18 protein-coding genes and 1 pseudogene are annotated in these 18,682 nt (G+C 70.7%); 12 read left to right on the forward strand and 7 right to left on the reverse strand.

Annotated elements, in window-relative coordinates; translation table 11 throughout:
- From JQS43_RS17125 to JQS43_RS17140, 4 genes are all read left to right on the forward strand, one after another.
- Positions 1 to 945: a beta-ketoacyl-ACP synthase III gene (locus JQS43_RS17125; protein WP_239679469.1), complete on the forward strand. Its 945-nt coding sequence runs from the start codon at positions 1 to 3 to the stop codon at positions 943 to 945.
- A gap of 65 nt (positions 946 to 1,010) precedes the next feature.
- Complete coding sequence (locus JQS43_RS17130; RefSeq protein WP_239675405.1) at positions 1,011 to 1,256, forward strand: acyl carrier protein; 246 nt, start codon at positions 1,011 to 1,013, stop codon at positions 1,254 to 1,256.
- A gap of 85 nt (positions 1,257 to 1,341) precedes the next feature.
- Positions 1,342 to 2,583, forward strand: coding sequence for a beta-ketoacyl-[acyl-carrier-protein] synthase family protein (locus tag JQS43_RS17135; RefSeq protein ID WP_239675406.1), 1,242 nt, complete (start codon positions 1,342 to 1,344; stop codon positions 2,581 to 2,583).
- Positions 2,584 to 2,604: 21 nt separating this feature from the next.
- On the forward strand, positions 2,605 to 4,020 hold the full coding sequence (locus JQS43_RS17140) for an acyl-CoA carboxylase subunit beta (protein WP_239675407.1): 1,416 nt from the start codon (positions 2,605 to 2,607) through the stop codon (positions 4,018 to 4,020).
- 60 nt (positions 4,021 to 4,080) lie between these two features.
- Here JQS43_RS17140 and JQS43_RS17145 read toward each other — a convergent pair whose 3' ends face one another.
- A complete protein-coding gene (locus JQS43_RS17145) occupies positions 4,081 to 4,569 on the reverse strand; it encodes a DUF3145 domain-containing protein (RefSeq protein WP_239675408.1) in 489 nt (162 codons plus the stop codon).
- A gap of 286 nt (positions 4,570 to 4,855) precedes the next feature.
- Between JQS43_RS17145 and JQS43_RS17150 the strand changes: the two genes are divergently transcribed.
- The 3 genes from JQS43_RS17150 (at position 4,856) to JQS43_RS17160 (ending at position 6,490) form a co-directional block, all read left to right on the forward strand.
- A complete protein-coding gene (locus JQS43_RS17150; RefSeq protein ID WP_239675409.1) occupies positions 4,856 to 5,188 on the forward strand; it encodes a hypothetical protein in 333 nt (110 codons plus the stop codon).
- A 181-nt stretch (positions 5,189 to 5,369) separates the two neighbouring features.
- Positions 5,370 to 5,801, forward strand: a complete 432-nt coding sequence (locus tag JQS43_RS17155) for a hypothetical protein (RefSeq protein ID WP_239675410.1) — start codon at positions 5,370 to 5,372, stop codon at positions 5,799 to 5,801.
- Positions 5,798 to 6,490, forward strand: a complete 693-nt coding sequence (locus JQS43_RS17160) for a hypothetical protein (protein ID WP_239675411.1) — start codon at positions 5,798 to 5,800, stop codon at positions 6,488 to 6,490. Before JQS43_RS17155 ends, JQS43_RS17160 begins: the two co-directional genes overlap by 4 nt.
- A 70-nt stretch (positions 6,491 to 6,560) precedes the next feature.
- Here JQS43_RS17160 and JQS43_RS17165 read toward each other — a convergent pair whose 3' ends face one another.
- Both JQS43_RS17165 and JQS43_RS17170 read right to left on the reverse strand, forming a co-directional pair.
- Entirely contained in the window at positions 6,561 to 7,298 is a 738-nt protein-coding gene (locus tag JQS43_RS17165; protein ID WP_239675412.1) for an ABC transporter permease, read from the reverse strand.
- A 5-nt stretch (positions 7,299 to 7,303) separates the two neighbouring features.
- Entirely contained in the window at positions 7,304 to 8,050 is a 747-nt protein-coding gene (locus tag JQS43_RS17170; RefSeq protein WP_239675413.1) for an ABC transporter ATP-binding protein, read from the reverse strand.
- A 199-nt stretch (positions 8,051 to 8,249) separates the two neighbouring features.
- On the opposite strand from JQS43_RS17170, the gene rfbB reads away from it, so the two are divergent.
- Positions 8,250 to 9,230 (forward strand): dTDP-glucose 4,6-dehydratase, encoded by a 981-nt coding sequence (rfbB, locus tag JQS43_RS17175; protein WP_239675414.1) that lies wholly within the window; start codon positions 8,250 to 8,252, stop codon positions 9,228 to 9,230.
- Here the strand turns inward: rfbB and rfbA are convergent.
- Entirely contained in the window at positions 9,219 to 10,091 is an 873-nt protein-coding gene (gene rfbA / locus JQS43_RS17180; RefSeq protein ID WP_239675415.1) for a glucose-1-phosphate thymidylyltransferase RfbA, read from the reverse strand. The genes rfbB and rfbA overlap by 12 nt on opposite strands.
- Before the next feature lie 463 nt (positions 10,092 to 10,554).
- Here rfbA and JQS43_RS17185 point away from each other — a divergent pair, with 463 nt between their 5' ends.
- Complete coding sequence (locus JQS43_RS17185; protein WP_239675416.1) at positions 10,555 to 12,669, forward strand: HelD family protein; 2,115 nt, start codon at positions 10,555 to 10,557, stop codon at positions 12,667 to 12,669.
- A 37-nt stretch (positions 12,670 to 12,706) separates the two neighbouring features.
- Positions 12,707 to 13,714 (forward strand): cation diffusion facilitator family transporter, encoded by a 1,008-nt coding sequence (locus JQS43_RS17190; RefSeq protein WP_239675417.1) that lies wholly within the window; start codon positions 12,707 to 12,709, stop codon positions 13,712 to 13,714.
- Positions 13,715 to 13,875: 161 nt separating this feature from the next.
- Here the strand turns inward: JQS43_RS17190 and JQS43_RS17195 are convergent.
- Both JQS43_RS17195 and JQS43_RS17200 read right to left on the reverse strand, forming a co-directional pair.
- A pseudogene (locus tag JQS43_RS17195) lies at positions 13,876 to 14,193 on the reverse strand (STAS domain-containing protein); the annotation flags it as partial.
- Between the two features lie 204 nt (positions 14,194 to 14,397).
- Positions 14,398 to 15,081 (reverse strand): ThuA domain-containing protein, encoded by a 684-nt coding sequence (locus tag JQS43_RS17200; protein ID WP_239675418.1) that lies wholly within the window; start codon positions 15,079 to 15,081, stop codon positions 14,398 to 14,400.
- Between the two features lie 153 nt (positions 15,082 to 15,234).
- Here JQS43_RS17200 and JQS43_RS17205 point away from each other — a divergent pair, with 153 nt between their 5' ends.
- Positions 15,235 to 15,576, forward strand: a complete 342-nt coding sequence (locus JQS43_RS17205; RefSeq protein WP_239675419.1) for a VOC family protein — start codon at positions 15,235 to 15,237, stop codon at positions 15,574 to 15,576.
- Here the strand turns inward: JQS43_RS17205 and JQS43_RS17210 are convergent.
- The gene (locus JQS43_RS17210; RefSeq protein ID WP_239675420.1) at positions 15,569 to 17,350 is read right to left on the reverse strand and encodes an RNB domain-containing ribonuclease; all 1,782 of its coding nucleotides are present in this window, start codon (positions 17,348 to 17,350) and stop codon (positions 15,569 to 15,571) included. The two genes, JQS43_RS17205 and JQS43_RS17210, sit on opposite strands and share 8 nt — an antisense overlap.
- Positions 17,351 to 17,512: 162 nt before the next feature.
- Between JQS43_RS17210 and JQS43_RS17215 the strand changes: the two genes are divergently transcribed.
- Positions 17,513 to 18,640: a nucleotide disphospho-sugar-binding domain-containing protein gene (locus JQS43_RS17215; RefSeq protein ID WP_239675421.1), complete on the forward strand. Its 1,128-nt coding sequence runs from the start codon at positions 17,513 to 17,515 to the stop codon at positions 18,638 to 18,640.
- Positions 18,641 to 18,682: the final 42 nt, after the last annotated feature.

The raw sequence follows: 18,682 nt of genomic DNA on the forward strand, positions 1-18,682 counted from the left end.
ATCACCGGTAGTCGCATTGTCTCGCTCGGCCATTACCAACCCAGCCAGGTCATCACCAACGACCAACTCGCCCAGATCGTCGACACCAACGACGAGTGGATCCGCAGCCGGGTAGGGATCGCCGAGCGCCGGGTCGCCGGCGACGAGACGGTCGCCGACATGGCCGCCGCCGCAGCCGAGAAGGCGCTCGCCAGCTCCGGGTTCACCGCCGCCGACGTGGACCTCGTGGTGGTCGCCACCTGCACCTCGGTCGACCGCTGTCCCAACGTCGCCACCCGCGTCGCGGCGAAGCTCGGGGTCGCCTCCCCCGCCGCCTACGACGTCAACACGGCCTGCTCCGGTTTCTCCTACGCGCTCGCCACCGCCGACCACGCGATCCGCGCCGGGGCCGCCACCACCGCGATCGTGATCGGGGCGGAGAAGCTCACCGACTTCACCGACTGGACCGACCGCAAGACCTGCATCCTGTTCGCTGACGCCGCCGGGGCGGCGGTGGTCACCGCCACCCGCGACGGCGAGGAGCCGGGGATCGGTCCGGTGCTGTGGGGGTCGGTTCCCGAGCGCGGCGAGGTTGTGGTGATCGAAGGTTGGCGGCCGTACGTCTCCCAGGAGGGCCAGACCGTGTTCCGCTGGGCGACCACGGTGCTGCCGGACCTGGCCCGGCAGGCCTGCGAGAAGGCCGGGATCTCCCCGTCGGAGCTCGCCGCTTTCGTCCCGCACCAGGCCAACCTGCGGATCATCGAACCGCTCGCCCGCCGGCTCGGCGGTGACCAGGCGGTCGTCGCCAAGGACATCGTCGAGTCCGGCAACACCTCCGCCGCCAGCGTCCCGCTGGCGTGGTCGAAGCTGGTGGAGCGCCGTGAGATCCCGACCGGCGCACCGGTGCTGCTGTTCGGGTTCGGCGGTGGCCTCACCTACGCCGGCCAAGTCGTCCGGTGCCCCTGAGCACGACTTCACAACTGTCCTGTGGCTCACTGCCGCAGTCACCCCGATAGAGGAAGGAACCACCCATGACCCGTGACGAAATCACCGCCGGCCTCGCCGAAATCCTAGAAGAGGTCGCCGGGGTTAGCCCCGACGACGTGGCCCCGGAGAAGTCGTTCACCGACGACCTGGACGTGGACTCGCTCTCCATGGTGGAGGTCGTGGTGGCGGCCGAGGAGAAGTTCGGCGTGAAGATCCCCGACAACGAGGTGCAGAACCTGCGCACCGTCGGCGACGCCATCGGCTACATCGAGACCAATTCGGAAGCGTGAGCGAGGCCCACGGGCGAACGCCCCATCACGCGGCAACGAGTGACCGCAGCTTGCGAGGACCGCACCGACTGGTCGGGAGTGCCAGATGAGTCGTACCGACGTCGTGGTTACCGGGATCGGCGCCACCACCCCGCTGGCCGGGGACGCGCCCGGTACGTGGGAGGCCATGCTGGCCGGCCACTCCGGGGCCGGCCAGCTCACTGAAGAGTGGGCGGCGCAGCTGCCGGTGCGGATCGCCGCGCAGCTCGCCGTCGACCCGAAGGAGAAGATCGACCGGGTCAAAATGCGGCGGCTGGACCGATCCGAGGCGATCGCACTGATCGCCGCCGGTGAGGCGTGGGCCGACGCCGGCTTCGGTGAGGCCCGCACCGACTCGGCCGGGGTGGATCCGGAGCGGCTGGCGGTCAGCGTCGGCTCCGGCATCGGCGGCGCCCTCACCCTGCTCGCGCAGGACGACATCCTGGAGGCTTCCGGCCCTCGCCGGGTCTCACCCCACACGGTGCCGATGCTCATGCCGAACGGGCCGGCCGCCTGGGTAGGGCTGGAGCTCGGCGCCAAGGCCGGTGTGCACTCGGTCGCCAGCGCCTGCGCTACCGGGGCGGAGGCGCTCGCGCTGGGGCTGGACATCATCCGCGCCGGTCGGGCGGATGTGGTGGTGGCCGGCGGCACCGAAGCCGTGGTGCACCAGTTGCCGCTGGCCGGGTTCGCCGCGATGCGCGCCATGTCCACCCGTAACGACGACCCGGAGCGGGCTTCTCGCCCGTGGGACAAGGACCGGGACGGCTTCGTGCTCGGCGAGGGCGCGGCGATCATGGTGCTGGAGCGGGCCGACCACGCCGCCGCCCGGGGAGCCCGGGTCTACGCCCGGTTCGCCGGCGCCGGCCTCACCTCCGACGGTTACGACATCGTGCAGCCCGATCCGGCTGGTACCGGCGCCGCCCGCGCCATCGCCACCGCACTGCGCGACGCCGACATCGCCGCCACCGACGTCCGGCACGTCAACGCGCACGCCACCTCTACTCCGGTCGGCGACCTCGCGGAGGTCGCCGCGCTGCACGCGGCGCTCGGGGACCATCCGGTGCTGACCGCCACCAAGTCCATGACCGGGCACCTGCTCGGCGCCGCCGGGGCGTTGGAGGCGATCGCCAGCGTGCTCGCCATCCGGGACAGCATCGTGCCCCCGACCATCAACCTCGACCACCCGGACGAGTCCCTGAACATCGACGTGGCCGCGCACAAGCCACGACACATGGACATCCCGGCCGTGCTGGATAACTCGTTCGGCTTCGGCGGTCACAACGTGGCCCTGCTATTCACCCGCGCCTGACCCTTGCCCTGTGAGGACGCCATGACCACCGTCTCCGCTCCGTCCGACACCACCCCGTCGGTTGATCACCGCGACCCTGAGCTCCGGCTCCGGACGCTCTTCGACCCCGGCACCCTCCGGCTGCTGATCCCCCGGGACACTTCGGGCGTCCTGTACGCCCGGGGGGAGATCGACGGGGTGCCGGCGATCGCGTACGCCACCGATGCCACCAAAATGGGCGGTGCCATGGGGTACGAGGGGTGCCGGCACATCGTCGACGCCATCGACACCGCGGTCCGGGAGCGGATTCCGGTGCTCGGGCTGTGGCACTCCGGCGGGGCGCGGATGCCCGAAGGGGTGGTCGCGCTGGACGGGGTGGGTCAGGTGTTCGCGGCGATGGTGCGCGCCTCCGGCCGGGTGCCGCAGCTATCGGTGGTGCTCGGCCCGGCCGCCGGGGGCGGGGCGTACGGCCCGGCGCTGACCGACATCGTGATCATGAGCGGGACCGGCCGGATCTTCGTCACCGGCCCGGAAGTGGTCCGCTCGGTCACCGGCGAACAGGTCGACATGGAACGGCTCGGCGGCCCGGAGGCGCACGGCCGCCGCTCCGGAGTCGCCCACGTCACCACGAAGGACGACGAATCAGCGATCAGCACCGCGCGGCAGCTGGCGGCGCTGCTCGGCCAGCAGGGCCGGCTCTCGCCCGCCGATGTCACCGACGACACCGACCTGGGGTCGTTGCTGCCACCGGTCGCCAACCGGGCGTACGACGTCAAGCCCGTGGTGAAGAACCTGCTCGACGCACCTGGTGTGGAGCTGCACGCCAAGTGGGCGCCGAACGTCGTCACCACCCTGGGCCGGCTGGCCGGCCGGACCGTCGGGGTGATCGCCAACAATCCGATGCGGCTCGGCGGCTGCCTGGACTCGGCCAGCGCCGAGAAGGCGGCCCGGTTCGTACGGATGTGCGACTCGCTCGGGGTGCCGCTGGTGGTGCTGGTCGATGTCCCCGGCTACCTCCCCGGCCTGGGGCAGGAGTGGGACGGGGTGGTGCGCCGCGGCGCGAAGCTGCTGCACGCCTTCGCCGAGGCGGTGGTGCCGCGGGTCACGCTGGTCACCCGCAAGGCGTACGGCGGGGCGTACATCGCCATGAACTCGCGGGCGCTCGGCGCGACCGCCGTCTTCGCCTGGCCGGGCGCCGAGGTGGCGGTGATGGGTGCTAGCGCCGCCGTGAACGTGCTACACCGTAAGAAGCTGGCGGCGGCCGCCCCGGAGGAGCGGGAGTCGCTCCGCACCGAGCTGATCGAGGAGCAGACCCGGGTCGCTGGCGGAGTGAACCGCGCGCTGGAGATCGGCGTGGTGGACGAGGTGATCGAGCCGGGCAAGACCCGCCGCCGGCTCGCGGACGCGATCGCGGCGGCCCCGGCCGCCCGCGGCGCCCACGGCAACATTCCGCTCTGACGGCGGCGACCACCGGTCGCGACCACCGCCCGGGTCACGGCCGGGCCGCCGAGTCGATGGTCAGCCGACCCGGGTCAGTGGGACCGGGGCGCCGTCGGCGGCGTGCCGGTAGGGCTCCAGGTCGTCGTCCCAGTCGGTGCCGAGCGCAGTATCCAGCGCGTGCGCCAGCGCCTCCGGCCCGCGGGCCGCCGCCATCAGCGCGCGCAGCTGATCCTCGCCCACCTGGATGCCGCCGGCGGCGCCGGTTGCGGCCCGAAACAGCCCACGACCGGGGACATGCATGAACCGCTCCCCGTCCGACCCCGGGCTCGGTTCCTCGGTGATCTCGAAGCGGATCATCTTCCACTGTTTCAGCTCAGCGGCGAGCCGCGCCCCGGTGCCGGGGCGCCCGGTCCAGCTGCACTCGGCCCGTCGGGCGCTGGGATCAAGTGGCTGCGGATTCCATTGCAGGCTCACTGGGGCCGCCAGCGCACGGGCGATTGCCCACTCGACGTGCGGACAGACGGCGAGCGGGGTCGAGTGCACGAACACGATGCCATGTGTGGGCACGGATGACCTCCCGGAGACGACAGGTGCGCCTTCCCCTACGGCCTGCGCGTCTCACTGGTTGGTCGGTCCAGTGCCCGGAGGACCATGATGACGTAGCCGGGCGGGCAGCGCTAGCCAACCGCGCCGAGCCGACTGAAAATTCCGACCGAACGGGTCCCGCGAGGTGACCCCCGATCGGAGGATCTGCCCTACGGCGGCGCCGGGACGACGCTTGTCGGGTCGGGTACGATGGCGACGGCGTCCTCCACGCCGAGTCCCCAGACCTCGCGTTTACTCAGGAGTTTCCGTGGCGAGCAACACTTCGAAGACCGCGCGCGCATCGGTCCGGGCCGGGCAGGCCGGCCAGAACGGTGCCCTGAGCGTGCTCGGCGAATTCAAGTACCTGATCCCGCTCAACCGGGGCAAGCACGCCTATGTGCGCAACCTCACCAACGGCAAGACCACCCACCTGGCCACCGACTCGGAGGCGTTCGTCACCGAGATCCGGGCGCTGAGCCAGGCCGGGCACGCCGCCAAGATCCGCGCCGAAATCACCGCACTCGCCGAGTCGCACCCGGCGCACGGTTGGGACACCACCGAGAAGCGGCTGGTCGAGGCCGGGGCCTTCGAGGCTCAGTGATCGACACAGACCGCCGTCACGACGGTGGTCTGATCCTCGCGGGCACGGAGCGCGCGGCGGCAGCACACCGGCGCCAGAGCGGCTCGGTCCTTTCGTCGCGCCTTCGCCCCGCTGGCATTCTCCCCCTGGGTTGAGCGCCGGGCGTTGACAGTCACCCCCGGGTTGACAGATCCTGGGTCAGGTGAAGAGTAGTTCCATGGCCAGCGGCCCCAGCTGGGACGACGTGCTCGCGCACCGGCCACCCGAAACCCGGGGGCCGGTCCGCGAGCGGTTCGAGTCCGTCGGCGTCACCCCGGCACAGGTCCAAGAGGTGCTCGAGGACGGCGGAGACCGGCTCCACCAGGCGTCCAGCAGCGGCACCGCCGACTGGGCCACGCCGTACGGCGGGCTGTTGGCCGTGGCCCTGCTCGCCGCCGAGGTGGGCGCGCTCACCGCTCACCTGACGTCGCGTAGTTCGCAGGTCCGTGCCCTGGCCGTCGAGAATCTTCTCGACGACTTCAGCGCGGTGGCCGTGGCCGGCCGGCTCGGTGTCTCCCGACAGAAGGTCTACGACATCGCCCGTGCCGACACCACCAAAGACTTCATCGACCGCGTGCCCTGGAGGATGCCGTGACCGACATGGAAGAGACCGTAGCCCTGCCCGACCCCGACACCACGCCACTGGTCCACCCGCTCGACCTGCCCGAGGCGCGACCACTGTTCCGTACCGGATGGCTGGTCGGTGCGGTGACCAGCGTGCCGGTGGCCGCGCTGCTCGCCGCGATCGTCGGGTACACCGGCCGCACCATCGCGGTCCCGGTCATCGTCTTCGTCGTCCTGGTCGGCGTTGGTGCCCTAGCCAGCCGCTGGCTCACCAGCCGCGCCTGGGATTACATCCCGCGTCGCCGCCAGGACCGCGACCGCCCGCTGCCCCCGCTGTGGGAGATCGCATCCGCCAGCATTCTCGCTCTGCTGCTGGGGGCGGCCCTGGTGCTTGTCGTGTTCCGGCTCGGGCGCGACGACGTACCCGCCGATGTCCGCGCCTTCACCTTCGGGATGTGTGTGGTGGTCGCGCTGCTGGTGGTCGCGCAGGCAGTGGGCGGCCTGCTCCGGCCGGCCCGCCGGCGCCAGGCCGCTGCCCGGCTGCCCGGTGCCGCGGTGGTGGCCGGTGCGACGATCCTGGCGTACTCGATGTGGTTCGACGGTGACGCCGATGTCACGTTGCTGCTGTGGGGGGCGGCCGCGATGGCCGGCACCGCCGCGGCGGTCGGTGCGGGTCAGCGCGGTGTTCGCCAGCGCAGCCGCCCAGCCGATAGAGGCTAGCCGTCACCGCGCCGCGCCGCTGTACCGCCGGCGACGAGACAAACCGCTGCCTCCACGAACTCACACCGGCTCACTTCCACCGGAAGATGCGCGCGGCCACCAGCGCGAACAGCCCTGCGTACCCGACCAGCACCGCCACCTGGAGCCACGGCATCGGCTGGCCGTACCAGGCGGCGGTCAACGCCTGCGACGCGGCGCCCAGCGGGGTGTAGCCAGAGATCAGCCGGAGCATCTCGGGCATCATCGGGCCCGGCGTCCACACGCCAGCGGTGAACATCGAGCCGGTGAACAGCAGCACGCCGAGCCCGTTGGCGGCCTGGCCACTGCGGATCCGGGCGGCGATGACCGCGCCGAACGCCAGCAACTGGACGGTGCCCAGCAGGAAGGCCAGGCAGACCAGGAACAGATTGCTGGGGGTGGTCGCTCCCAGCAGGAGTACGGCCGTGGCGATCGCGACCGCGGCCCCAGCGGTCAGGGTGACCGCACTGACCGTCAACTGCGCGAGCAGGACCCGGTGGGCACCGACCGGCGTGGCGCCGAGGCGCCGGAGCACCCCGGTCTCGCGGTAGCCGCAGATCGCTGATGGGAAGTTGGTCAGGCTGACGCTGGCCATCGCGACCGTCAGCGCTATGGGTACGAACAGGTCGATGACCCGCAGACCGGCGAAGTCAGGACCGGCGTCCTCGATCATCGAGTCGGTGCCTGGAATGACGAACCCTTGCAGCATCAGCAGCGCGGTCGGGAAGATCAGCGCCATGAAGATGCTCGTCGGGTTGCGGGCGAATAGTGTGACCTCGATCCGGGTCATCGTGCCTAGCGCGCTGATGGTTCCTCTCCCTTCACGGCGGCCCGATGGCGATCGAGCGTGTGCAGGTATGCCTCTTCGAGGTTGTCCGCACCGGTGGCGGCGATCAGCTCCGCCGGGGCGGCGGTGGCGACGGTGTGACCGTGGTCGATGATGGTGACCCGGTCGGCGAGCTTGTGGGCCTCGTCGAGAAAGTGGGTAACCAGCACGATGGTCACCCCCGAGTCGCGGATCTCCCGGATGAGGCCCCAGGTGTCCCGCCGCCCTTCCGGGTCCAGGCCGGTGGTGAGCTCGTCGAGCACGGCGACCCGCGGGTTCCCCACCAGCGCCAGCGCGATGGAGAGGCGTTGCTTCTGGCCCCCGGAGAGCTTCCCGAACGCGGTCTTCCGTTGCCGGGTGAGACCGACCACCTCGAGCAACTCGCCACCGTCCCGCGGCTCCGGGTAGAAGGAGGCGAACATCGTCACCGCCTCGTGTACCCGCAAGGTCCGCGGCAGCGCCAGCGTCTGCAACTGGTAGCCGACCAGCCCGAAGAGTCGCCGGCCGTGCTCGCGGGGGGCCCGGCCGAGGATCCGGATCTGCCCGGCGTTGTATGGCTCCGCAGCGGTTATGCACTCGACGGTGGTGGTCTTTCCGGCGCCGTTGGGGCCGAGCACGCCGAGAATCTCGCCCTCCTCGACGGAGAAGCTCACATCGGCGACGGCCACGGTGGAGCCGAAGGTCTTACGGAGGTGGTGAACCTCGATCATTGCCATTGTGTCACCCCTGGGTTGACAGCTTGGCCCTCAGAATGACACCCCCGCCCCTCGCTGTCAACCCGGGGGCGACACCGACCCCTAACCTCCCTTAGCCGTCCCCTCACCCCGCTCTCGGCACCACGCCGGGCGGCCACCGGGCGCTAGCCTCCGCTATGTCCGCTGCCCCACGAGCCCGCGGAGAAGGAGACGTACCGACGTGAAGATCCTGGTCACCGGCGGCGCCGGCTTCATCGGGTCACACTTCGTGCGCCAACTCCTCACCGACGCCTACCCGGCGTTCGAAGGTGCCGAGGTGACCGTGCTGGACCGGCTCACATACTCGGGAAACCGCGCCAACCTCGACCCGGTCGCGGGCAGCCGGCGGCTACGGTTCCTGACCGGCGACATCTGCGACCCGGCGGCGGCCGACGAGGCGACGGCCGGCCGCGAGCTGGTGGTCCACTTCGCGGCTGAGTCGCATGTCGACCGCTCGATCGCCAGCGCTGAACCGTTTGTCCGCGCCAACCTGGTGGGGACCCAGGTGTTGCTGGATGCGGCGCTGCGGCACCGGGTAAGCAGGTTCGTCCATGTCTCCACCGACGAGGTCTACGGCTCGATCGACATCGGCTCATGGCGGGAAGACCAACCAGTCGCGCCGCGTTCACCCTACTCGGCGAGCAAGGCTGGCTCCGATCTACTGGCCCTGTCCTATCACCACACCCACGGCCTGCCGGCGCTAGTCACCCGGTGTTCCAACAACTACGGGCCGTACCAGTACCCGGAGAAGGTCATTCCGCTATTCATCACCAACCTCCTCGATGGCCGGCCGGTGCCGCTCTACGGCGACGGCGGCAACGTCCGCGACTGGTTGCATGTGGACGACCACTGCACCGGCATCGCACTGGCGGCCCAGCGGGGACAACCCGGGGAGCTTTACCACATCGGCGGCGGGGTGGAGCTGACCAACAAGGAACTCACCGGCCACCTGCTCGACGCCTGCGGCGCCGGGTGGGACATGGTGCGACACGTCGACGACCGCAAGGGTCATGACCGCCGTTACTCGTTGGACACCACGAAAGCCTGCTCCGAGCTCGGATACCGGCCGCGGACCGCCTTCCCGGACGGGCTCGCCGCGACCGTCCGCTGGTACCACGACCATCGCCGCTGGTGGGAGCCACTACGCTCGCTAACCCAGTGAGTGGGCGATCTCCATGAGGTAGCGACCGTACTCCGAGTTCCGCATCTCGGCGCCGAGTTGATAGCAAGCGTCCTGGTCTATGTACCCCATCCGGAGCGCGATCTCCTCCAGACAGGCCACCCGGATGCCTTGCCGGGCCTCGATCACCTGCACATACTGGCTGGCGGCGTGGAGCGAGTCGGGGGTGCCGGTGTCGAACCAGGTGAAGCCGCGCCCGAGCTGGGTGAGCTGAGCCCGGCCCTGGTGCAGGTAGGACCGGTTGACATCGGTGATCTCCAGCTCGCCACGCGCGGAAGGGGTCAGCCCGCGGGCGATCTCGACGGCCTCGGAGTCGTAGAGGTAGAGCCCGGTGATCGCGTTGTGGGAACGCGGCCGATGCGGCTTCTCCTCGATCGACACGAGCTCGCCCTGGTGGTTCAGTTCGCCGATGCCGTAGCGTTCCGGGTCCGACACCGGGTAGCCGAAGAGCGTGCAGCCGGCCAACTGGGCCACGGAGTCGCGCAGCAGCTGCGGGAAACCCGCGCCGTGGAAGATGTTGTCGCCGAGAATGAGCGCAGTCGCGTCACCACCGATATGGTCGGCGCCGATCAGCAGGGCCTCGGCGATCCCCCGCGGCTCAGGCTGTGGCGCGTAGGAGATGCTGATGCCCAGCTGTGAGCCGTCGGCCAGCAGCGCTCGCAGCGACGGGAGGCTCGCCGGGGTGGAGATCACCAGTATCTCCCGCAGCCCGGCCAACATTAGGATGGAGAGCGGGTAATAGACCATCGGCTTGTTGTATACCGACAGCAGCTGCTTGGAGGTCGCGATCGTCAGCGGGTACATCCGGGTGCCGGTGCCCCCGGCGAGGAGTATCCCCTTCATGCGGCGTCACCGTCCTGTCTGGCCCAGCCGCTCGGCGGAATCAATCTATAGTGGAGGCGCGGTGCGGCGGGAGCTGTCCCCGCAGCACGCTACTGGAAGAAGCGCCGGAGGTCATCGCCGAGCACCGCCGCCGGCCCCCCTGTACCACCCCGCTTACGACCGGTGATAGGGGGGAGAGCCGACGGCCACTCACCGCAAGCTTGGAAGAATATGCACCCAACCTACTGAAAATGCAACATCGCGGGCCGGGGGCCGGAGTCGCTAGTGAGATGCGGGGAGGCCCAGCCACGCCGATGCGGTCACGCCGATGCCCATAACGAGAGAATAGCCGAGAGCCAGCGATCGCACCTCCGCCCCGCTATCGATCTCCGCCGGGTCCGCCCGGCGTACGCTCGCTGAGGTTCGCCGCCGCCACGCGCGCCACCACCGCTGTCCCCGAGGGTTCGACCGGGAGGCCCCCACCGTGACCAGCCAGACCACCCTGAGCAGAGAGATCGCTACCGAACAGCGCTATCTGGACCGGGTGTACGCACGACTCGCCCAGCTGCGGGCCGCCGCCGAAGGCGCCGAGCGGGATGGTTACCGGTTGGCTGGGGTCGGCAACTACGGCGCGTTGGTAGAACGAGACGCGATGGTCTTCCACGCCGCCAAGCGCCGGGCGGCGCTCGACGCCGAACACGAAGGGTTGGTCTTCGGTCGGCTCGACCGTCGCGACGGCAGCGTGCAGTACGTCGGCCGGCTCGGCATCCGGGACCACGACACCACCCCGCTGGTGATCGACTGGCGCGCCCCGGCCGCGGCCGACTTCTATCAGGCCACCGCCGCCGACCCCCGCGACGTGGTCCGGCGCCGGATGATCCGTTCCCGCGGCGAGACCGTCACCGGCGTCGACGACGACCTGCTCGACCCCTCCGCCGATGTGCCGGTGGTCGGCGACGGTGCCCTGCTCGCCAGCCTCAACCGGGCCACCGCCACCGGCATGCGCGACATCGTCGCCACCATCCAACGAGAGCAGGATGCCGCGATCCGCTCCCCCGCCTCCGGCGTCACCCTGGTAGAGGGCGGCCCCGGTACCGGCAAGACGGCGGTCGCGCTGCACCGCGCCGCGTACCTGCTCTATCGCGACCGGTCCCGGTTCGCTGGCGGCGGGATCCTGGTGGTCGGGCCGTCGCCGGTCTTCATCGGCTACATCGCCACGGTGCTGCCGTCGCTGGGTGAGCACAGCGCCACCCTCAAGTCGCTCGGCGACCTGGTGCCGGGGGTGAGCGCCGGCCGGCTGGACCCGGCACCAGTGGCGACGGTAAAGGGCTCGCTGCGGATGTTGACGGTGCTCCGCCGGGCGGCCCGGGAGCAGCTCCCGGACGCGCCGACCGAGCTGCGGCTGACTTGGCGGGGCAGGTTGCTGCGAGTCGACGCGGCGATGCTGGAGCGGATCCGCCGCCGGGCGCTGCCCCGGGGGCGCCGCCGGAACGAGGTCCGCCGGGCCGCGTTCGACGGCGTCTTCGACGCGCTCTGGCAGGACCTGCTCGACCAGCAGCCCGCACCGGATCGGCCCCGGCCCGAGTTCGAGGAGGAGCTCAGCGACCGTTCTGACTTCCGGGACTTTCTGCGCGCCTGGTGGCCGCTGCTGCGCCCGGCACAGGTGTTGGGCTCGCTCGCGGACCGGCGGCGGCTGGCCCGCCTCGGCTCCGGCGTGCTCAGCTCGGCGGAGGTGACGGCGCTGGCCGAGTCGTTCGGCGAGCTGGCGGAGCGGGGCCCCACCGTGGCCGACGTGGCGCTCCTCGACGAGCTGGACCAACTGCTCGGCCAACCGCCCCGGCCGAAGCGGCGCCGACGCGACCCGTATCAGGTGGCGCCGGGCGTCTCGGAGGTGACCACCTACGCCGACCGGCGCGCGGCGGCCAGAACCGCAGAGCGGGAACGTCCGGCGGATTATCGCGACTACGCCCACGTGGTGGTGGACGAAGCCCAGGATGTCTCGCCGATGCAGTGGCGGATGCTGGGGCGGCGTGGCCGCTCGGCGTCCTGGACGGTGGTGGGCGACCCGGCGCAGACCGCCTGGAACGGCGACGAGGCCGAGTTGGCCCGCGCCCGCGACGGTGCGCTGCGGGGCCGCCGAGACGAGCACACGCTTACCACCAACTACCGCAACTCGAAGGAGATCTTCGAACTGGCGGCCGGGGTCATCCGGACGGTGGCGCCGACCGCGCCGCTGCCCACGCCGGTCCGCAGCACCGGGGTGCCGCCGGAGGAGCTGCTGACCTCACCCGCCTCGCTCGACGCGACCATCGCCACGGCGGTCGACGCCCTGCTCGAGCAGGTCGAGGGCACGGTCGGCGTGATCACCCCGCTCGGGTCGCGAGAACGGGTCGCGGACGGGCTCGCCGAGCGCCCGGCCAGCGACGGCCGGGTCCAGGTGGTGACGAGCCTGGAGGCCAAGGGTATGGAGTACGACGCGGTGGTCCTGGTGGAGCCGCACACGATCAGCGCCCAGAGCGGTGTCCGCACGCTGTATGTGGCGCTGTCGCGGGCCACCCAGCGGCTGACGGTGGTGGCCACCGAACCGTGGCGGGAGTGAGCCCGCCCACCAATAGTGAACATATTGCAATGTCAGCATGAGTCGGCTACGCTGGCCGCCGTACCTGGGTGAGCTGGAGGAGGCCGGCGTGGGGCACCAGCATGGTGGCCAGCAACAAGGTGGGCATCATCACCACGGCGGCGGGTTAGCGGCCGGGCACAGCGGACTGCGCCACCGCAACCGGCTCTGGATAGCGTTTGCCCTGCTCGCCAGCTTCATGGTGGTGGAGGGGCTGGCCGCCTGGTGGACCGGGTCGCTGGCCCTGCTCTCCGACGCCGGCCATCTCGCCACCGACGTGCTCGGGATCGGCATGGCGCTCGCCGCGATCCACGCCGCCGCCCGGGCCGCTCGAGCCGGCACCAGCACCGCCCCGCACCGCACCTTCGGCCTTTACCGACTGGAGGTGCTCGCCGCGCTCGGCAACGCCGTGCTGCTCTTCGGAGTAGCCGGCTTCGTGCTCTTCGAGGCGGCGCGCCGACTCGGCGATCCGCCCGAGATCCTGGCCGGGCCGATGTTGCTCGTCGCCGCCGGGGCGCTGGTCGCCAACCTGATCGCGCTCAGCCTGCTCCGGGCTGGCGCCAGCGAAAGCCTGAACGTCCGGGGGGCCTACCTTGAGGTCCTCGGCGACCTGCTCAGCTCGGTCGGGGTGCTGATCGCCGCGGTGATCATCCTGCTGACGGACTGGTGGTATGCAGACCCGTTACTCGCCGTCGCGGTGGCGTTGTTTATCATCCCCCGCACCGCGCTGCTGGCCCGGGCCGCCATCCGGGTGCTGGTACAAGCCGCACCCCGACACCTGCCGGTGGCCGAGGTGTCCGCCGCCCTCGGGCAGGTGCCCGGCGTGCGGGACGTCCACGACCTGCACGTCTGGACGCTGACCTCGGGGATGGATGTCGCCTCCGCCCACCTCACCATCGCCGACGCCGACCAACTCGGCCAGGTCCTCGCCGACGCCCGGACCGCGCTACGCGAAAAATACGGAATCGAGCACGCCACCCTGCAGGTCGAACCGGCACAGGACTCCGACTGTCAGCCGGAGTGGTGACCGGATCAATCAGCGTCTGGTCAGCGGGCGTTAGGTCAGCCCAGGCCGTCAGCGACCCCGGCGGGCTCTCGGAGCACCACCGGTTCGCCGAAGCCGGCCGGCTCCCGGACCGGCGCCGGCTCCCGGATCATCGCCGGCTCGGCTGGGCCGGGCCCATCCGCCGGCTCCGGCGCCCCGAAGAGACCGAGTAGCCCGGTCACCCAGAGCTGCCGATGCACGAACCGGCTGGGCTCGGTCACGATGAGCTTCACCCCGCCGACCTTGGCTGCCTGGAAGCCCGCCACCAACGCGCTGATCCCGACCGAGTCGATGAAGCTGACATGCCGGAGGTTCAAGTTGATCTGCGTGGGCGGGTTGTCCTTCATCACCGCAGCCACTGCTTCTCGCACCTCGTGCGCTGTGTCAACGTCGATCTCTCCGCGTGGGCTGATCTCCACTTCTCCAGTGAACGACTTGGTCGTCCCGATCGACAGACTCACGCCAGCACCTCCGCCCGCCCGTTCGGACTTACCGGTATTAGGGCCGCAACTGAGCGTATGCCCTGTCGCAGACTTCTGCCAAGTGGTTACGCGAACTGTCGCGTGAACCTCAGTTATCGAACCCTCGCCCTCCGGCACCGGCCATGCTAGCCGGCTGAACGGCTGACCGAGAACCCTCCGTTCGGGCAATGGTGGTGACGAACATCACTCTCTGGCCGCCCACAACAGACCTCGCTCGGTCAACTGCCGCACCGCCGGCACCGCCAGATCCGCCGGTCGATGACCCACCGTGGAGACGAAGACTCGGCCCGCTCCCCACTGACGGGTCCAGACCGCCGGCATCACGACCTCCCGACGCCACGGGGTCTCCCCGTCCGGATCATCGCCCGGCTGGTCCGGCGGAAACGTGACCGTCGCCAGCACGTCACACAACGCATCGGTGAGCACCCAGTACTTTTCCGTGTGCAACGGCACCGTCTCGATCCCGGTCACGATCGGGTGATGCTGCCGGCCCGGCACCACGGTCAGGTCGTGCTCGACGAACCCGGGCGGGTGATAAACGAACCGCCCGCCGGTCAGCTGTTGATAAGGCTCCGAATCGAAGGACGCGACGATCCCGCCGTGCCACCCGGCGAAGCCGGTACCAGCCCGGACCGCCGCCGCCAGCCCCTGGGCCTGCTTCTCGGTGATCTCGCCCATCGACCAGCACTGCACCACGAGATCGGTCGCCGCGAGCCGACCCGGGTCGGCGTAGACCGAGAGATCCTCACAGATCGACACCTCGAAGTTGTGTTCCCGCAGAAAGGGCAGGAACCGCTCAGTGCACTCGACCGGGGCGTGACCGTCCCAACCGCCCCGAACCACTAACGCCTGTCGTACGCTGCTCACGCCGCCGCTCACCCCACGAATCGATGCCGGTGACGGAAGTCGCCCGGTGCGGGACCGGACTCGCGCACCACCGCCACCATGGTCATATCATCCCACGCACCGTTGCGGCGACAGAGAGTCGCTGTCAACAACCCGACTGCGACAATCACTCGCATGACCGCATCGCTGAGCCACTTGTTCATGCGAGTGGCGGACCTGCCGGCCGCCCGCACCTTCTGGGTCGACCAGCTCGGGTTACTGGTCCTGCACGAGGAGGCCGCCGGATATCTCCGGGTGGGCGGCCGTGACGGCTTCCACCTCGGCATCGAACAGGGCGACCCGGGACCGCCGAACGCACTGGAGATCGCGGTCCAGGTCGCCGATGTCGACGACACCTATCAGGCCCTGATCGCCGCCGGGGTGCCGGCGGACACCGCACCCGCTGATCAGCCGTGGGGCCGCCGCCATGCTTGGGTTCGAGACCCGGACAATCGCCGCATATCGATCTTCAGCTAAGCTCGCCGGAGCCCAGTCTCGCCCAGAGGTCGGCGGCTGCCGCGGCCTTCGCCGCCGCCTTGGTGGCCCCCTCACCAGCACCGACCAACTGCTCACCGGTTATTGGGCGCTCCGCGGTGACCTGACACCGGTGCACCGGTTCATGGGCCGCCCCGGCCGCCGTGAACGACCAACACACCGCCGTGAGCTCACCCAACTGTGCCAACTCGTTGATCGCCATCGCTGGCGGATGCTCCGGAGGGATGATCCGCGCTGGCGGGCCAGGCGCCGCCGGCGCCGCCACATCGGCCGAAACATCCGGCAGCTCGGCCAACCCGGCGACGAGCGCCAGGGCCGCCTGCTGTCGCGCCGCCCGCTTCGACGACGCCGACCGCGCCGGGGAGCGATGCTCCCCCAACTGCGCCCGAACCTGGAAGCGTGGCCAGCTCGGACTCCCCACGGACTCCTCCTGCCACCGGACCTCCTCGCCGAACTCACGCTGGCCGTAGAGGGAGAGGACGGTGACCGCGTGGGCGGGCTCCCGGGCCAGCCACCGCAGCAGCCCGTCCCGCACCGGCCGCCACCTCGGCTCGTGCCCGGCGAACAGCATCATGGCGGCGTCCCGCGGCAGCAACTGGCCGGCGTCGGCCCGCCGCTGCAGCTCCGCCCCCAACTCCGGATTGAACCGCCCCTCGGTCACCGCGAGCTTTACCACTTTGCCGAAGGTGCCGTCGTCGAGCTGCCGGTAGTCATCCGTGACCAGCTGCGCCCGGGTGGTCGCCTGCGCCGCCGCCCGGTGGTACGCCGAGCGCCGTACCCGCTGGGCCTCGAACCTCAGATTCAGCGTGGCGGCCATCTCCGCCACGGTGTCCAGTTGGTACGGCGCCGGGGCACCGGCCACCGCGGCGAAGAGCATCCGTTGTGTAACCAGATCCGGATAGCGGCGCAGGGGGCTGGTCGCATGCGTGTAGGCCGGCAGGTTCAGCCCAAAGTGGCCACCGGCCCACGGCTCGTAGACGGCTGGCCGGAGCATCGAGGCCAGCTGCTGCGCGGCCGGGAGCAGCTGCGCCCCGGGCGTCGCGGTGGTCACCTCGGACAGCTGTTCCGAAACCTCCTCCCGACTGGCGGCGCCGGGCCGGTGATTGCGGAACAACAATGGCACCTCACGGGCGACCGCCCACCGCGCCGCCGCCTCGTTCGCCGCGATCATCAACTCCTGGACGATCAGGTAACCCGCGTTGCGCTGCGCCGCCGCCAGGCTGACGAGCCGACCATCCTCGTCAGTGGCCCACCCGCGGTGCAGATCGTAGACGGCGAGCGCACCAGCCGCCCGGCGGCGCGCCAACAGCACCTGGGCCAGCTCATAGGCGTCGACCAGCATGGAATGCAGCCGGTGCGCGGGGTCGGCGAGCGCCGCGGCCGCCTCCTGATAGGTGGTGGCCACCGGCTCGGTCAACACCCCACGACTGATCACCGTCTCGACTGGCTCGCCGGTCGAGGTCACGGTGATCTCGAACCGGCACACCGGCGCCGGCCGGCCGGTCCGCAGCGTGGCCTGCGCCAACTCCTCTGGGGGTAGCATCGGGATGGTCCGGTCCCCGGTGTAGACGGTGCGAATCCGCCGCAGCGCCGCCACATCGGCGGGGCTGCCGAGCCGGACCACCTTGGCGACATCGGCGACGAAGACCGACACCCGCCACCGGTCACCGGCCCGGACCACCCACACCGCATCATCGCGGTCTGTCGAGCCAGGTTGGTCGATCATTACGCCGACCGGCCACTCGTCGTTACTCACGCCGCGGGTCCTCCCCCAGGCGACACCACCTGCACAACGGGGCACGCCACTTCTGCGTCGGAGCTTAGCGCGATGTCACAACTGCCGGAGGGCGCCGTAATGTTACTGGCGAGGACGTTGCGACAGCGATGACACATCGATACTCGGAAGGAGGGTGTGCCGATGCGGGTTCTGGTGGTCACCGCGCCGCTGCTGGGGCACGCGTACCCGCTCGTACCGTTGGCCTGGGAGCTACGGACGGCCGGTCACGAGGTGCTACTGGCGACGGCAGGGGAGGCGGTCCGGGTCGCCGATTCGGGCCTGCCGGTGGCCAACATCGCCCGCAGCTTCGACCTTGCCCGGGCCCGGCGTCGAATGACGCTGCGCAATCCGTTACTCGCCCGGGCAGTGCAGACTGGCCGGGCCGGGCCCCGGGGCGTCATCACCCTCTTCGGGGAGATCAACGACGAACTCGCCGATGGCGCCGTGGCGGTAGGCGACGAGTGGCGGCCGGAGCTGGTCATCCACGATGCGCTGGCGCCGGTCGGCGCGCTGGTGGCGGCCCGCCGCGGCGTGCCCGCGGTGCTCTGCGACCCCACCTTCTACGACGGCCACCACCTCAGCTTCGCCGCCACCGGGCACCTGAGCTACGCCTGCGGCCGGCACAGCGTCCCAGCGCCGGCGCCGCCGAGCGCGGTGATCCGGCTGGCGCCGCCGAGCATGGTCGGCGACCGGCCAGGGTGGCGGATGCGGTATGTCCCCTACGACGGTGGCCTGGTCACGGCTGGCTGGTTGGACGAGCCCCCTCGCCGACCTCGCATCGTGGTGGTGGCGAGCCATCCGGCCGATACCGACCCGGCGTTGATGCGCGCGGTGCTCCGGGCCGCCCCGCATGTGGACGCCGAGTTCGTGCTGGTCCGACCCGACCTGGGGATGGGGCCACCGCTGCCGGAGAACGTCCGGGTGGTGGAGTGGACCCCGCTGAGCCGGCTGCTGCCGACCGCTCGGGGAGTGGTACACCACGGGGGCGCGTCCATGGTGCTCACCGCGCTGGTCCACGGCGTTCCGCAGCTGGTCGTCCCCGACGCCGGCGAGCGCCGGCACAACGCCGGGCTGGTCTACACGCGGGGGGTCGGGCTGGTCGGCGCCCGCCGCAACATCACCCCCACACTGCTGCGCCGGCTGGTCGGTGAGGATTCCCTCGCCGCCGCGGCCGCCGAGGTCCGGACCGAACTCACCGGGGCGCCCTCCCCCGCCGACGTGACCACCCGGCTGCTCAAGCTCGCCGACGACCCGGAAGCGGCGGCGTAACAAGGTACGGAGTTTCGCTGCCGGACGATCTCCGGCAACTCA

The organism is Natronosporangium hydrolyticum, assembly GCF_016925615.1.
GTDB lineage: Bacteria > Actinomycetota > Actinomycetes > Mycobacteriales > Micromonosporaceae > Natronosporangium > Natronosporangium hydrolyticum.